This window comes from Pseudomonas sp. JV245A, assembly GCF_032424515.1.
Classification (GTDB): domain Bacteria; phylum Pseudomonadota; class Gammaproteobacteria; order Pseudomonadales; family Pseudomonadaceae; genus Aquipseudomonas; species Aquipseudomonas protegens.
In genome coordinates this window covers 84,677-98,043 of the sequence record NZ_VYKE01000003.1, presented here as the reverse complement: position 1 = coordinate 98,043, position 13,367 = coordinate 84,677, and the positions used below count along the sequence as shown (strand labels likewise).

Annotated in this window: 14 protein-coding genes; 4 read left to right on the top strand and 10 right to left on the bottom strand. The window is 64.7% G+C overall.

Annotated elements, in window-relative coordinates; all coding sequences use genetic code 11:
* Positions 1–4: 4 nt before the first annotated feature.
* The 4 genes from F6S12_RS02015 to F6S12_RS02000 form a co-directional block, all read right to left on the bottom strand.
* Positions 5–883, bottom strand: a complete 879-nt coding sequence (locus tag F6S12_RS02015; protein WP_283994184.1) for a DMT family transporter — start codon at positions 881–883, stop codon at positions 5–7.
* 100 nt (positions 884–983) lie between these two features.
* The gene (locus tag F6S12_RS02010; RefSeq protein ID WP_152686466.1) at positions 984–1,799 is read right to left on the bottom strand and encodes a sugar phosphate isomerase/epimerase family protein; all 816 of its coding nucleotides are present in this window, start codon (positions 1,797–1,799) and stop codon (positions 984–986) included.
* 7 nt (positions 1,800–1,806) lie between these two features.
* Entirely contained in the window at positions 1,807–2,859 is a 1,053-nt protein-coding gene (locus tag F6S12_RS02005; RefSeq protein ID WP_258718027.1) for a Gfo/Idh/MocA family protein, read from the bottom strand.
* Positions 2,860–3,095: 236 nt separating this feature from the next.
* Positions 3,096–3,872, bottom strand: a complete 777-nt coding sequence (locus F6S12_RS02000; RefSeq protein ID WP_011063613.1) for an IclR family transcriptional regulator — start codon at positions 3,870–3,872, stop codon at positions 3,096–3,098.
* 320 nt (positions 3,873–4,192) lie between these two features.
* Here F6S12_RS02000 and F6S12_RS01995 point away from each other — a divergent pair, with 320 nt between their 5' ends.
* Complete coding sequence (locus tag F6S12_RS01995; protein ID WP_123431473.1) at positions 4,193–5,041, top strand: aldo/keto reductase; 849 nt, start codon at positions 4,193–4,195, stop codon at positions 5,039–5,041.
* 80 nt (positions 5,042–5,121) lie between these two features.
* Here F6S12_RS01995 and pcaG read toward each other — a convergent pair whose 3' ends face one another.
* From pcaG to pcaQ, 3 genes are all read right to left on the bottom strand, one after another.
* Positions 5,122–5,727, bottom strand: a complete 606-nt coding sequence (pcaG, locus tag F6S12_RS01990; protein WP_015637137.1) for a protocatechuate 3,4-dioxygenase subunit alpha — start codon at positions 5,725–5,727, stop codon at positions 5,122–5,124.
* Between the two features lie 10 nt (positions 5,728–5,737).
* Complete coding sequence (pcaH, locus tag F6S12_RS01985) at positions 5,738–6,457, bottom strand: protocatechuate 3,4-dioxygenase subunit beta (protein ID WP_011063616.1); 720 nt, start codon at positions 6,455–6,457, stop codon at positions 5,738–5,740.
* A gap of 103 nt (positions 6,458–6,560) precedes the next feature.
* The gene (pcaQ, locus tag F6S12_RS01980) at positions 6,561–7,490 is read right to left on the bottom strand and encodes a pca operon transcription factor PcaQ (protein ID WP_019093836.1); all 930 of its coding nucleotides are present in this window, start codon (positions 7,488–7,490) and stop codon (positions 6,561–6,563) included.
* 139 nt (positions 7,491–7,629) lie between these two features.
* Between pcaQ and F6S12_RS01975 the strand changes: the two genes are divergently transcribed.
* Positions 7,630–8,526 carry a neutral zinc metallopeptidase gene (locus F6S12_RS01975; protein WP_011063618.1) on the top strand — a complete coding sequence of 299 codons (897 nt, stop codon included), beginning with the start codon at positions 7,630–7,632 and terminating at the stop codon, positions 8,524–8,526.
* Positions 8,527–9,498 (top strand): alpha/beta hydrolase, encoded by a 972-nt coding sequence (locus F6S12_RS01970; protein WP_123431471.1) that lies wholly within the window; start codon positions 8,527–8,529, stop codon positions 9,496–9,498.
* Positions 9,499–9,570: 72 nt separating this feature from the next.
* Here the strand turns inward: F6S12_RS01970 and F6S12_RS01965 are convergent, their stop codons facing one another.
* The 3 genes from F6S12_RS01965 to F6S12_RS01955 form a co-directional block, all read right to left on the bottom strand.
* Positions 9,571–10,164, bottom strand: a complete 594-nt coding sequence (locus F6S12_RS01965; protein ID WP_015637140.1) for an HAD family hydrolase — start codon at positions 10,162–10,164, stop codon at positions 9,571–9,573.
* A complete protein-coding gene (gene tesB, locus F6S12_RS01960; protein ID WP_011063621.1) occupies positions 10,161–11,030 on the bottom strand; it encodes an acyl-CoA thioesterase II in 870 nt (289 codons plus the stop codon). The genes F6S12_RS01965 and tesB overlap by 4 nt, the downstream gene beginning before the upstream one ends.
* Before the next feature lie 101 nt (positions 11,031–11,131).
* Positions 11,132–11,701, bottom strand: coding sequence for a GNAT family N-acetyltransferase (locus F6S12_RS01955; RefSeq protein WP_161466716.1), 570 nt, complete (start codon positions 11,699–11,701; stop codon positions 11,132–11,134).
* 75 nt (positions 11,702–11,776) lie between these two features.
* On the opposite strand from F6S12_RS01955, the gene F6S12_RS01950 reads away from it, so the two are divergent.
* Positions 11,777–12,697 (top strand): histone deacetylase, encoded by a 921-nt coding sequence (locus F6S12_RS01950; RefSeq protein ID WP_169893426.1) that lies wholly within the window; start codon positions 11,777–11,779, stop codon positions 12,695–12,697.
* Positions 12,698–13,367 lie beyond the last annotated feature (670 nt).

Here is a 13,367-nt window from a genome sequence, read left to right as displayed (position 1 = left end):
CGTCTCAGCGGTGGCGTTGCTGCCAGGCCGCCGCCAGCCCGCTGAGGCAGATCACGACGATGCCCACCTGGGTGATCAACGACGGCGCGTGGCCGAACAGCAACCAGCCCAGCAACCCGGCAAAGACAATCTGGCAATAACCGAAGGGCGCCAGCAGCGCCGGCGCCGCATGACGAAAGGCCTGGGTCAGGAACAGGTGGGCACTCATGCCGCAGGCGCCCAGCGCCAGCATCAGCAAGCCATGGAGGAACCCCGGGGTCTGCCAGAAGAACGGCACCAGCCCCGTCATCACCAGGGTGTTGCACAGCCCGGCAAAGAAGTTGCTGGTGGTGGGGCTGTCATGCTCGGCCAGCTTGCGTGTGAGCAGTTGATAGAAACAGAAGAACAACGCCGAACAGAACGGCAGCAACACCGCCGGCGTGAACAGCTCGCCGCCCGGATGCACGATGATCAGCACCCCGACGAAACCGCAGATCACCGCCAGCCACTGGCCCCGGGTCACCTGCTCGCCAAGCAAAGGCACCGACAACGCGGTGACCAGCACCGGGGCGAGAAAGTTGACCGCCGTGGCTTCGGCCAGGGGAATGAACAGCAGCGCCGAGGTGAACAACAGGCTGGTGCTCAGCAAACACAGAGCCCGCAGCAGTTGCAGCAGCGGTCGCTTGCTACGTAGTACCCGCAGGCCGGATTGCGGCAGGAAGATCCCGGCCATCAGCAGGGTGTGGATCAGGTAACGGGCCCAGACCACCATGATCACCGGGAAGAATCCCGAGAGGTATTTGGACAGGGCATCGTGGCTGGCGAACAGAAAGGTCGCCAGAACGATCAGCACAATGCCCTTGAAAGGGTGGTTGGTCCCGGAAAGGGGCGTGCTGCGGGTCATGGGCTTTCCTTGGGGCAAGTGTAGAAACGGCTTCGTCGGCCAGCCGGCCCCTACCGGATGTTGGCAGGAGCCGGCTGGCCGGCGAAAGGCCTGCGCGGCTTCAAATCCGAGCCAGCAACTCCCGGGTTCTGCCCAGGGCCATCTGTGCTCGCTGCAAGGCACTCACGCCCTGCTCCAGCAATTGCACCGTAGGAATCTCCAGGCTCAGGGGCAGGTTTTCCGGCAGGCACTTGAGCAGCCCCGCCAGATCGCAATCGCCCTCCCCCGGGAAACGCCGCTCGTTACGGGCCTGGCGCAAGATTTCCTGCATATCGTCCGGCCGCGGCCCGGCCACGTCGCACAACTGGGCATACCGCAACCGCGCCGGAGCCACCTTGGCCAGGTCCTCCAGGCGCGATCCCGAGCGGTCGAAGTGAAAGGCGTCCACCAGCACGCAGCCGTTGCTGCGACCGGCGTTCTCCACCACGCGCACGGCTTGCTCCAGGTTGCGCGCATCGGTCCAGGGCATGAACTCCAGATGGGGGTGCAAGCCATACTGCGCCGCCAGATCACACAAGGCGGCAAAGTTGTCGGTCATGCGGGCTTCATCCGGGTCATTGCCCGCCACCAGCAACTCGCTGGCGGCAAACTCGGCGCCCACTGCCAGCACGCCCTCGAAGTCCTTGATCCGGGTCTGCGGCTTGAGCCGCAGGATTTCCACATCCAGCACCCGCACTCCGGTATCGCGCAGGCGATCCTGGGTTTGCCGACGCAAGCCGGCATCCGCCACCAGCGGAAAGTGATGTTCCTCCGGGGTCGCCGGCACCAGCCGCAGGCCCACATGGCTGTAGCCGGCACGGGCCGCCACTTCCACCATCTCGGGCGGAGACAGCTCCAGCACGGTCAGGCTGGCCAGGGAAAAAATCCGCTCACTCATCAGTTGTTCACTCAATGTGGGTTGGGGTACAGGCGCGCCCCGTGGCGGCGGCCTGACGAATGGCTTCGATCAGGGCCAGGGTACGAGCGGCATCGGCGGCGCTGACCAGGGGCGCGACTTCGCCCCGGGCGACCTTGACGAAATGCTGCAGTTGCAAGCGCAACGCCTCATCCGGCACGAAGCTTTCCTGCTGCATCAACAAGGGCTGGTGCCAACCGGCGCCCGCCTCGGCGTAGTGCCAGCGCTTGAGCTGAGGAATGCTCAAGGCCCCCTGAGTACCGGCCAGCAGGTAGCAAGGCTGATCGGGCTGGCGCGGGTACACCGGGTTTTCCCCGGAATCCAGCTCCCAGCTCCAGGGCGCGGCCGCGGCGTCGGAACCGGTGAGGCTGCCCAGGGCGCCGTTGTCGAATTGCAGCAGCACCGCTGCGCAATCCTCGTTGGCGTAGCCGCGCACGCTGTTGCTGGTGATGGCCTGGACCTGGCGCACCTCGCCGCACAGGTGGCGCAGCAGGTCGAGGTCGTGGATCAGGTTGGTCAGCAACATGCCGGCCCCGGCCTCGCGGCGCCAGGGAATGTCGAAATAGTGCTCGGGCTTCTGCAATTGCCAGAGTGCGGTGACGTTGGTCAGGCGCCCCAGGGCGCCGCTGCGCAGCAGTTCATGGGCGCGGGCGATCAATGGGTTGTGCCGTCGATGATGCCCCACCAGCACCGGGACCCCAGTGGTCCGCGTGGCCGCTACCAATTCGCGCACTTCATCCAGATGCACGCCCACCGGTTTTTCCAGCAGCACCGGCACGCCTGCGGCGAGGCAATCCTGGGCGGTGCTGACATGGAGGTTGTTAGGGTTGGCAACGATCACCGCATCCGGGCGGACTTCCCGGAGCAGGGTCTGGTGATCGGCAAAGTGCGGCACCTGCCATTGTGCGGCGACAGCCGCCGCCTGGGGGCCGGGATCGGCCACCGCGCAGAGGCAGGCCTCGGCCAGAGTCTTGAGGTGCTGATAGTGCTGCTGCCCCATATTGCCGACGCCGATCAGGGCGATGCGCAGTGGCGTGCTCAATGGAAGATCCTCTTGTGATTGTTATAGGGACACTGAATTTCAAATATTTAGAACTCAGTTCCACTTTCACACAAGAGGGATAAAAAATACCGTCCGATTATCGAACAGCTTTGTGCCGAGTCGAGGTCTGCGTAGCCGCTGCCGCAGGCTGCGAACGGCTGTGCAACAGACGCGGCGGTATCAAGGCCACCACCGGCCCAGCGGCAGATCGCCAAGCAAGGCCCCGCGGCGTTATCTCAATTGAACAACTCGGACGCCTGGCTGGCGGCCGACAGTTCCTCGGCAAACTGCAACAGCAGTGGCGCCAGTTCGTGCAGCCGCGCCAGAGGCAGGCGTGCGCTGGGCCCGGCAACGCTGAGCACGCCCACGACCCGGCCATCAATGGGATGGCGCACCACCGCGGCGATCGCCGAGGTGCCCACGGCGGAGCTTTCTTCGACCCAGGCATAGCCCTGCTCCCGGGCCAGGCGCAGGCGCTCCAGCAGTTCGATGTTCGAGCGCGGAGCGTTGGGCCCCAGGTCCGTCGGGGGCTCGGCCGCCTGGCGCTCCACCAGGGACAGGGCCTCGGCATCACTCAGGGTGGCCAGCCAGGCATGCCCGGAGGCGGTATAGAACAACGGTGCCTCACGGCCCATGTCCGGGTCGTAGCGCAAGCCGGAACGGGCGCCCTGGGACTTGGCGATCCAGGTCTGGCGCTCGCCTTCGATCACGCCCAGGCGCACCAGCTCGCCGGATTCGACCGCCAGGCGGTCCAGTACTGGCTGAACGATATCGGCGCCGCTGGCGGACAGGTAGCGAAAGCCCATGGCTACCAGCCGCGTGGACAGCTGGTAGCGCAGGTTGTCCGGGTTCTGCCGCACATAACCCAGGCGGATCAGCTCCGCCAGCAAGCGGTGGGTGGCGCTTTTGGGAATCTCCAGTTGCTCGGCCAGGGTCTGCAGCGGCAGCCCACGGGGATCAGCGGTAAGACGTTCGAGAACACTGAAGACGCGTTCGATTTGACTGCCAGCCATGGTCGGGTCCCGACAAAATTTGGCCGATTCTAGAGACAAGCGGCCAGTTGGGGAACCGGGCGGCGGTGTTCGATTACCGCCCGGAATCGGCGCCGATCGAGTCTTGTACCCGGCACGGCGCCTTGTAGCAGGGTAGCCGAGCTCGTATATTTTTTGGAACTCACTTCCATAAAATGCAAAATAACGGCTTGCCCGCCACCTCGATTTTCCGGGCATTTTCCGCCCACCAATGCTGTCCAACCTTCAGCAACACCCCCGCAGCCCGGATCGTCACTCGCCCCTCAACCGGCTGTGCTCTTTTATCCACAGGGAGATTGCCCATGCCTCATACCCTTGACTGCCCCGTCCTCACCCACAGCGGCCTGCACATGCCCAAGCTCGGCCTGGGCACCTGGCCAATGCTCGACCAGGAATGCACCCGCGCCGTGGAACAGGCACTGGAACTGGGTTACCGGCATATCGACACCGCCCAGGCCTACAACAACGAAGAAGCGGTGGGCCAGGCCCTGGCCAACACTCCTGTGCCCCGGGAGCAGATCCACGTCACCACCAAGGTCTGGTGGGACCAGTTGCAACCCACCGCCATGCGCCACTCACTGGAGCGCAGCCTGAAAGCCCTGCAAACCGACTACATCGACCTGTTCCACATTCACTGGCCCACCAGCGACTGGGAACTGGAACGCAGCATCGAAACCCTGGTGTCGTTCAAGGAGCAGGGGCTGGTGAAACACATTGGCGTGGCCAACTTTCCCCTGGCCCTGCTGCGCCGAGTGATCGAAGGGCTGGGCGCTCCGCTGTCGGCGATCCAGGTGGAGTACCACGTGCTGCTGGGCCAGAGCGGCCTTCTGGACTACGCCCGCGAGCGCGACATGGTGTTGACCGCCTATACCCCGCTGGCGCGCAACAAGGTCTCAGAGGTGGCCGAAATCCAGCAGATCGCCGCCAAGCACGGCGTGCTGCCGACCCAGGTGGCCCTCAAGTGGCTGCTCGACCAGGACAATGTGGCAGCCATCCCCAAGGCCAGCAGCCGGGCCAACCAGCTGGCCAACCTGGAGTCCCTGAAGATCCACCTGGACGATGCAGACCGGGCGCTGATCGCCGCCCTGCCCAAGGACCAGCGTCAGGTCAACCCGGATTTCGCCCCGGTGTGGGACCACTTCGACCACTGAAACGAAACGCCCCCTGACACCGCAGCGTGGCGTCAGGGGGCGGATTCTCGAGCGCTGGCCATCCCTGGCTTGGCGATGCTTCAGAAATCGAAGAACACTGTCTCGCCTTCACCCTGAATGCGGATATCGAAACGGTAGGCACGCTGGCCATTGACCTCACAGGGATGGGCCAGCAGGGTTTCCCGGCGCTGGGGCTGTTCGATCAGGTTCAGCACCGGGCACTGGGCGTTGGCTTCCGGCTCATCGGCAAAGTACAGCCGGGTGTGCAGGTGGATATTGATCCCCCGGGCAAACAGCGACAGGTTGATGTGCGGCGCCATGGGCACGCCGGCGGCGTTGTTCACCACCCCGGGCTTGACCGTGTTGAGTGTCCATTCCCCGGCATCGAAGGTGGTGGCGGTGCGACCGAAGCAGTTGAACGGTTTCTCCGTATCGAACACCGGGTCGTAGACCCCGGCGTGGTCGGCCTGCCAGAACTCCAGGAATGAATCGCGCACCAGGTGGCCATTGCCATCGTAGACGTGGCCGATCAGCAGGATCCGCTCACCCGGCGCATCTGCCTTGGCCATCTGGTTCCAGATTTCCTCGGGGCGCGGCGGGTTTCCCGCGGCCGCCAGGGCCAGGCCGATATGCACATAGGGGCCGGCCGTTTGCGAGGGGGTTTCAGGCAGCAGTTGAACAGGCATGTCAGGCTCCTCAGCAGTTCTCGAAGTGGGTCTTGCGCTGGCCGCGCAGCACGATGTCGAAGCGGTAGGCCAGGCAATCCATGGGGTTGGCGCCGCCCATGTCCAGGCGCGCGATCAGGCTCTGTACCGCGTCCGGGTTGGCGATGGACTTGACGATCGGGCACAGCGGGATCAGCGGGTCGCCTTCGAAATACAGCTGGGTGATCAGGCGCGTGGCGATCGACGGGCCACTGATGGAGAAATGGATATGCGCCGGGCGCCAGTCATTGGGGCCGTTGCGCCACGGGTAGGGGCCGGGCTTGATGGTGCGGAAACTATAGTAGCCATCACGGTCGGTGAGGGCCCGGCCGACGCCACCGAAGTTCGGGTCCAGGGGCGCCAGGTAGCGGTCGTTCTTGTGCCGGTAGCGGCCGCCGGCGTTGGCTTGCCACATTTCCACCAGGGTATGGGGAATGGGTTTGCCGTACTGATCGCAGACCCGCCCGGAAACGATGATCCGCTCGCCCACGGGCAAGCCACCGTTGTTGAAGTTGAGCAGCAGGTCGTTGTCGAAACGCCCGGTGCGCAGGTGGGAAAAGTCCGGGCCTGTGGTTTCACTGACCGATTGTGGGATGCTCACCAGCGCCTGGCGCGGGGAGCGAGTGACGGAGGTCTTGTAGTCGGGGGTCAGGGCCTTGGGGTGCCAATTACGGTCGCGAATCACGAAGCGACTGCTGTCTGCATCAGACATGTCGATCTCCTGTTGTTTGATTTATGGAGCGCAGCCGGCGCAGTTTCAAACAAACCAGGAGCGGGGAAAATTGAAATGCCGCCCTCAATCAATAACCAAATGGTTATGGATAACTGCCCTCGCGATAGGCCAGCCCCACTTCCCGGAGCACCTCCACCGCCCATTGCGCCGCCAGGGACAAAGGCAGGCTGGCATTGCTGGAAATCCCCACCGAGCCACCGGGTTCGCGCAGGCCCAGGTCCAGCTCCTGCAGTTCACCATTGGCCAGGTCCAGGCGCACGGCGTCCAGCGGCGCGATCCACAGCGCGTCGCTGGACAAGGTGTAGCGTCGGCTCAGGGCCACCGAGAGGGTTTCCAGACGCTGCTGCGACGGGGCAATGCCGCACTGGATGAACAGGCTGTCGGCGTGCTTGCGAATGCTGGTGCCGGCCAGGGGCAGCACCAGGGGATAGGCGCTCACCGCGTCGCGGTCCAGAGGGCCGGTTGCCAGTGGATGCTGCGGGCGGGCCACCAGGGTCATGGATTCGCTGTACAGGTGCTCGAAGCTCAGGCCGTGGATCTCCGGGCTCTCGGTCATGCGCCCCACCACCAGGTCCAGGTCGCCGACCCGCAATTGCGACAGCAGGTAAGCACTGGGGCCGGTCAGCACACTCACGGTCAGCGCCGAATGGCGCTGATGCAGGCGCCGCATCACCTCCGGCAGCAGCAGGCTTTCCACCGTGGAAAGCACACCGATGCGCACCAGCCCGGCGGCGTACTCACCGCCGCGCAGGCTGCTGACACCTTCCCGCAGGGCCTGCACCGAAGGCCCGGCATAACGCAGGAAGGCCCGCCCGGCCTCGGTCAGGCTGAGGCCGGCCTTGCTCCTGGCAAACAGCCGGGTCTCCAGCAACGCTTCCAGTTCCTTGAGGGTTTTCGACATCGCCGGCTGGCTCACCGCCAGGACATCGGCCGCCCGGGCCAGGCTGCCCTGGCGGGCCATTTCAAGAAAACACACCAAGTGACGGAATTTGATGCGGGTATCGATGTTCAATAGGGAGCCCCGAATGCACCTGGATCGGATCGATCCGTAACCGGGCCATGGTAGCGTGCAGAAAAATCCCTGACGACCGGACTGGCGCCGGTTCGAGCCACCAGCAACACTGACCAGCAGAAAAAACGAGGACACCCCCATGCTTTGGAAAAAAGGCCGGCGCAGCGACAACGTCGTGGACGCGCGAGATGACAGCAGCGCCGGCGGTGGCGGTGGCATGCGGTTCGGTGGAGGCAAGGGCTTGAGCCTGACGGCGATCGTACTGATCGTCGGCATCGGCTGGGCCACCGGCCAGGATCCGCTGCAGATCCTCGGGCAACTGCTGGGCCAGCAGAGCGGGCAGACTTCAGCGCCGGCCACCACCCAGGCACGCAAGGCACCACCGGCCAATGACGAACAGGCAGAGTTTGTCCGCGCCATCCTCGGTGACACCGAAGACACCTGGGGCCAGATCTTCCAGCAAGCCGGCCGCCAGTATCAGCCGCCCAAGCTGATCCTGTTCCGGGGCCGGGTCAATTCCGCCTGTGGCGCGGCCACTTCCGCCAGCGGGCCCTTCTACTGCCCCGCCGACCGCCAGGTGTACCTGGACATGGACTTCTTCCGGGAGATGGCCCAGCGCTTTTCCGCCGCCGGCGACTTCGCCCAGGCCTACGTGATTGCCCATGAAGTCGGGCACCACGTGCAGACCCTGCTCGGGGTCTCGGCAAAAATCCAGGCCGCGCGCCAGCAAGGCCAGCAGATGCAAGGCGATGGCGGCCTGCTGGTACGCCAGGAGCTGCAGGCCGACTGCTTTGCCGGGGTCTGGGCCTATCACGCACAGAAGCGCCTGAACTGGCTGGAACCCGGGGATGTGGAAGAAGCCCTGAACGCCGCCAATGCCATCGGTGACGACCGCCTGCAGCAGCAAGGCCAGGGCCGGGTGGTGCCGGACTCCTTCACCCACGGCACCTCGGCGCAGCGAGTGCGCTGGTTCAAGACCGGCTTCAGCCAGGGCCAGGTCAGCCAGTGCGATACCTTCAGCGCCAGGAGCCTGTAGATGCGCCGCTTGCTGGTCCTGCTGCTGTGCCTGGGTGGCTGCGGCGTCCAGGCGGCGGAACAGGGGGTCAAGGTCATCAGCCCGCAACGCCTGCCCCTGGAGGGCGGGCAACTGGCGCTGGGCCTGAGCCAGGATTGGCGCCAGCCGCTGCCGGGCGTAGAGCGGGCCCTGATCATCGTTCACGGCCGGCTGCGCAACGCCCAGACGTATCTGCACAGTGGGCAAAGCGCTGCCGGGCAGGCCGGGCAAAGCACAACAACCCTGGTGATCGCCCCGCAGTTTCTCAACCAGAGCGACATCGCCCGCCATCAATTGCCAGACGCGCTACTGCGCTGGAAGGGCAATGGCTGGATGGCCGGCGAGCCTTCAGTGGGCCCGCAGGCCGTCAGTTCCTATGCGGTGCTCGATGCCATCCTCCAGCGCCTGGAAGACCGCAAACGTTTTCCGGCACTCAAGGAAGTGGTGATCGCCGGTCACTCCGGCGGCGCCCAGGTGGTGCAGCGCTATGCGCTGAGCACCGGCAGCCACCCCGAGCTGGAAAAGGCCGGGATCGGCCTGCGCTACGTGATCGCCAATCCGTCGTCCTACGCCTACTTCGACGCATGGCGCCCGGTGGCATTCGAACCGGCCAGTTGCCCGGGCTTCAACGACTGGAAGTACGGCCTGAACCGGCTACCGGCCTATGCCGGCGGCCATTCCCCGGCGCAGCTTGAACAGGGCTACGTGACGCGCGACATCACCTACCTGCTGGGCCAGCAGGACACCGATCCCAACCATCCCGCCCTGGACAAGAGCTGCGCCGCCGAGACCCAGGGCGCGTACCGGTTGATTCGCGGGCACAACTACTTCGACTACCTGGTGCGGCGTCATCCGCAAGGCTTGCTGCAACGGCTGGTGGAGGTGCCCGGGGTCGGGCATGACGGTGACCGGATGTTCACCTCGCCCGAGGGGCAGGCGGCAGTGTTCAAGTAAAGAAAGGCGCTGCCTGGAATGACGCTTTCGCCGGCAAGGCTCCGACGGGAGCCTTGCCGGCGAACAGAGCCCTCAGGCCGACAGCAGGTCGCGCAACTGCGCACAATCCCGGGCATGCCAGTCGGTCAGCTCCGGCCAGGGGTTGTCCGGCAGGTTGACCAGCACCGTACGGGTCCCGGCGGCCCGCCCGCAGTCCAGGTCGAAGCGGTAGTCCCCCACCATGACCATCCGTGACGGCGAGATATCCCAGGCTTCGGCCAGCTTCAGCAAACCGCCCGGATGGGGCTTGGGCGGTGCTTCGTCGCGGCCCAGCACGTCGGCCTCGGCAAAGCAGTCCGCCAGGCCGATGGCCTCCAGGGTCACATGGGCCAGCTCTCGCGCATTGCGGGTGAGGATGCCCAGGCGATAACCGCGCCCGGCCAGTTCCCGCACCAGTTCCACCGCACCCGGCGCCGGGCGCGAACCCTGGGCCAGGTCGCGCTCGTGTTCCAGCAGCCAGGCATGCTTGGCCGCGGATTCGTCCGCCGGCAAGGCCGCCAGGTGTGTGAGGATGTCATCCTCGGCAGGAATCGACAGCGCCTCGCGGATCGCCGCGAAATCATGCACAGCGATGGTCAGGGTGCCGTCCATGTCGAACACCCAATGTTTTATCTCTGAAAGACTCATGCCCAATCCTTGCGATGGCGGATCAACCCTTCCTGAGTCACCGAGGCCACCAACTGCCCGGCACGGTTGAACACGCTGCCCCGGGAGAAGCCCCGGGAGTTTCCGGCCCAGGGGCTGTCCATGGCATACAGCAGCCAGTCGTCAGCGCGTAGGTCGGCGTGAAACCACAGAGCGTGGTCGAGGCTGGCGACCTGCATGTCCTTCTGCCACACCGACTTGCCGTGGGGCAGCATCGAGGTGGTCAGCAGGCCGAAATCCGAAGCGTAGGCCAGCAGGTACTTGTGCAGCGCCGGGCTGTCGGCCAGGGCGCCGTCGGCGCGGAACCAGACGTACTTCACCGGATCCATGGGCTGCGGGTTATAGGGGTCCTTCTCGGTCACCGGGCGCACTTCGATCGGCTTGGGGCACAGCAGCTTCTCGCGCATGTGCTCGGGAATCAGGTGGGCGCGCTGGGTGGTGATCTCCAGCTCCGACGGCAGGTTTTCCGGCCCGACCACCTGGGGCATGCTGTTCTGGTGCTCGAAACCCTGCTCGTCGTACTGGAACGAGGCGCTGCAGGTGAAGATCGGGTTGCCTTTCTGGATCGCCGTCACTCGCCGGGTGCTGAAGCTGCCGCCGTCGCGCACCCGGTCCACCTGGTAGACCACCGGCAGCGCGGCATCCCCGGGGCGCAGGAAATAGCCGTGCATGGAGTGCACATGGCGCGCCTCCTCCACCGTCTGACTGGCCGCGGACAACGACTGGCCGAGCACCTGGCCGCCAAACAGCTGGCGAAAACCGAGGTCCTGGCTGCGACCGCGAAACAGGTTTTCTTCGATGGCTTCCAGGGTCAACAGATCGACCAGATCATCCAGCACATGACTCATTCAGACTCTCCTCACACAGAGCAAAACCGCGCAATCTCGGCTGCGGCGGTCAAATCAATTGGGGTCGCACCTCATCGGCACATTCTAAACGTGCGCGCTTGCTATCCATGCAAGGTTTCCAACCATTGTTCGCGGGTAATGCGGTACAGCACATGCTCGCGCAGCGGGTGATCGCCAGCGAGGTTCGGGTGTTCGAAGTCATCCTCGACGGCGTGATGCATACCAATGGCCTGCATGACCTTCTGCGACGGCAGATTGGTCCGGGTCGTGAACGCCACCACCTCCTCCAGCGCCAGACGATCGAAAGCGCAGCGCAGGGCGGCCCAGGCGGCCTCACTGGCGTAACCCAGGCCCCAGTGCTCGCGGGCCAGGCGCCAGCCGATCTCCACCGCCGGCGTGAAGGGCGCTTCGAAACCCACGACGCCCAGACCGGTAAAACCGATGAACTCACCGCTATCCTTACGCTCCAGGGCCCAGAGTCCGAAGCCATGTTCGGCGAAATGCCCACGCACCCGGCCGATCAGCGCCGCGCTTTCCAGACGACTCAAGGGCGCCGGAAAGTAGCGCATGACCTGCGGATCGGCACACATCGCCGCAAATGCCGGCAAATCATCGTCGCGCCATTGACGCAGCAGCAGGCGCGCGCTTTCGAGTTGCAGTATCGGCTCCATCAGTGCCCTCCGTTTCCGTGGGTGCAAGTCTACATCGCTGGTAGGATCCTTCACGGGTTCCTCTAAGAAAATGCCATGCCATTGCCATTGATCTATCACGACGACTACAGCCCCGAGTTCCCGGCGGAGCACCGCTTCCCCATGGACAAGTTCCGCCTGCTGCGCGATCACCTGGTGGCCAGCGGCCTGACCCGCGACGCCGACCTGCTGCGCCCCGAGCTGTGCCCGGCAGAAATCCTCGCCCTGGCCCACGACCCGGCCTATATCGAACGCTACATGAGCGGCGAGTTGTCCCGGGAGGACCAGCGGCGCCTTGGCCTGCCCTGGAGCGAAGCCTTGGCCCGGCGCACGGTGCGTGCGGTCGGCGGCTCCTTGCTGGCCGCCGAACAGGCACTGGAACATGGCCTGGCCTGCCACCTGGCCGGCGGCACCCACCACGCCCACTATGACTACCCGGCGGGGTTCTGCATCTTCAACGACCTGGCGGTGATCAGCCATTACCTGCTGGAAAGCGGGCGCGTGGGCCGGGTACTGATATTCGACTGCGATGTGCACCAGGGCGATGGCACCGCGCGGATCCTGCAACATACCCCCGACGCAGTGACCGTCTCGTTGCACTGTGAAAAGAACTTCCCCGCGCGCAAGGCCCAGAGCGACTGGGATATCCCGCTGCCCATGGGCATGGGCGACGCCGACTACCTGAACGTGGTGGACGACACGCTCAACTACCTGCTGCCCCTGTACCAGCCGGACCTGGTGTTGTACGACGCCGGGGTCGACGTGCATCAGGACGACGCCCTGGGCTACCTCAAACTCACCGATGCCGGCGTGGCCGAACGCGACGAACGGGTCATGCGCCACTGCCTGGGCCGCGACATCCCGGTGGTCGGCGTGATCGGCGGCGGCTACAGCAAGGACCGCCAGGCCCTGGCCCGGCGCCACGGCATTCTTCACCACAGTGCCCAGAAGGTCTGGGAATCGTCAGGGTGCTACTGACATCCACAGGCCTTACCCACATCCACTGTGGAACCGTTTGTGGATAAGCTGGGAGAAAGCCTCTGCAGCCCTTGTCCCACGGGGCCTCAAGGCCATCGCCTGTTTTTTGATCAGTGACATCAGATGGTCATACAGTTGTGAGCGGCTTACCCCCAATCCCTGTGGAGCCGCCTGTGGATAACCTGCGCGAAAGGCGCTACAGCCTTGGCTCCACAAGGCCTGCAGACCGATGCTCACTTTTTGAACAGCACGGCGCTCCGCTCACAAACCTCTTCGTCACGCCGTCTTGCCGGCAACAGTTTGAGCCAACGACCTGGTTCTTTCAGACGTCGAACTGGCGAAGACCTTGACGAGGCTATCGGACATTTCACCGAATACAGGTAAAATGTCCCGTTCAATGACGACAGATTCGGCGGCGACTGCGGTATGCAGCACTCAAGGGGAGAAGTTTTGACCGCATCATTCGCTGCAGCCTCTCGCTGCAAAAGCGGTATTGCCATGGCCGGCTTTGACGCCGATCTGCTTCTCATAGGCCCGTCCAACCTGCACTCGTGCACAGGTGGGAACAGCCAATCCGGCATTTGCCTCAATAACCGCGAACGACTGACAGCGGACGCCTGGTGCGCCAGGCCGATCAGGGCCACCGATTTATTCTCAGTGTGCCGCGCTG

Bases quoted from the DNA above. Each gene is read 5' to 3' on its own strand.
- F6S12_RS01965 (WP_015637140.1), bottom strand. From the start codon at position 10,164: ATGAGTCTTTCAGAGATAAAACATTGGGTGTTCGACATGGACGGCACC.
- F6S12_RS02010 (WP_152686466.1), bottom strand. From the start codon at position 1,799: ATGAGTGAGCGGATTTTTTCCCTGGCCAGCCTGACCGTGCTGGAGCTG.
- F6S12_RS02000 (WP_011063613.1), bottom strand. From the start codon at position 3,872: ATGGCTGGCAGTCAAATCGAACGCGTCTTCAGTGTTCTCGAACGTCTT.
- F6S12_RS01955 (WP_161466716.1), bottom strand. From the start codon at position 11,701: ATGGAGCCGATACTGCAACTCGAAAGCGCGCGCCTGCTGCTGCGTCAA.
- F6S12_RS01950 (WP_169893426.1), top strand. From the start codon at position 11,777: ATGCCATTGCCATTGATCTATCACGACGACTACAGCCCCGAGTTCCCG.
- pcaH (WP_011063616.1), bottom strand. From the start codon at position 6,457: ATGTCTGATGCAGACAGCAGTCGCTTCGTGATTCGCGACCGTAATTGG.
- F6S12_RS01995 (WP_123431473.1), top strand. From the start codon at position 4,193: ATGCCTCATACCCTTGACTGCCCCGTCCTCACCCACAGCGGCCTGCAC.
- F6S12_RS01975 (WP_011063618.1), top strand. From the start codon at position 7,630: ATGCTTTGGAAAAAAGGCCGGCGCAGCGACAACGTCGTGGACGCGCGA.
- tesB (WP_011063621.1), bottom strand. From the start codon at position 11,030: ATGAGTCATGTGCTGGATGATCTGGTCGATCTGTTGACCCTGGAAGCC.
- pcaG (WP_015637137.1), bottom strand. From the start codon at position 5,727: ATGCCTGTTCAACTGCTGCCTGAAACCCCCTCGCAAACGGCCGGCCCC.
- F6S12_RS02015 (WP_283994184.1), bottom strand. From the start codon at position 883: ATGACCCGCAGCACGCCCCTTTCCGGGACCAACCACCCTTTCAAGGGC.
- F6S12_RS01970 (WP_123431471.1), top strand. From the start codon at position 8,527: ATGCGCCGCTTGCTGGTCCTGCTGCTGTGCCTGGGTGGCTGCGGCGTC.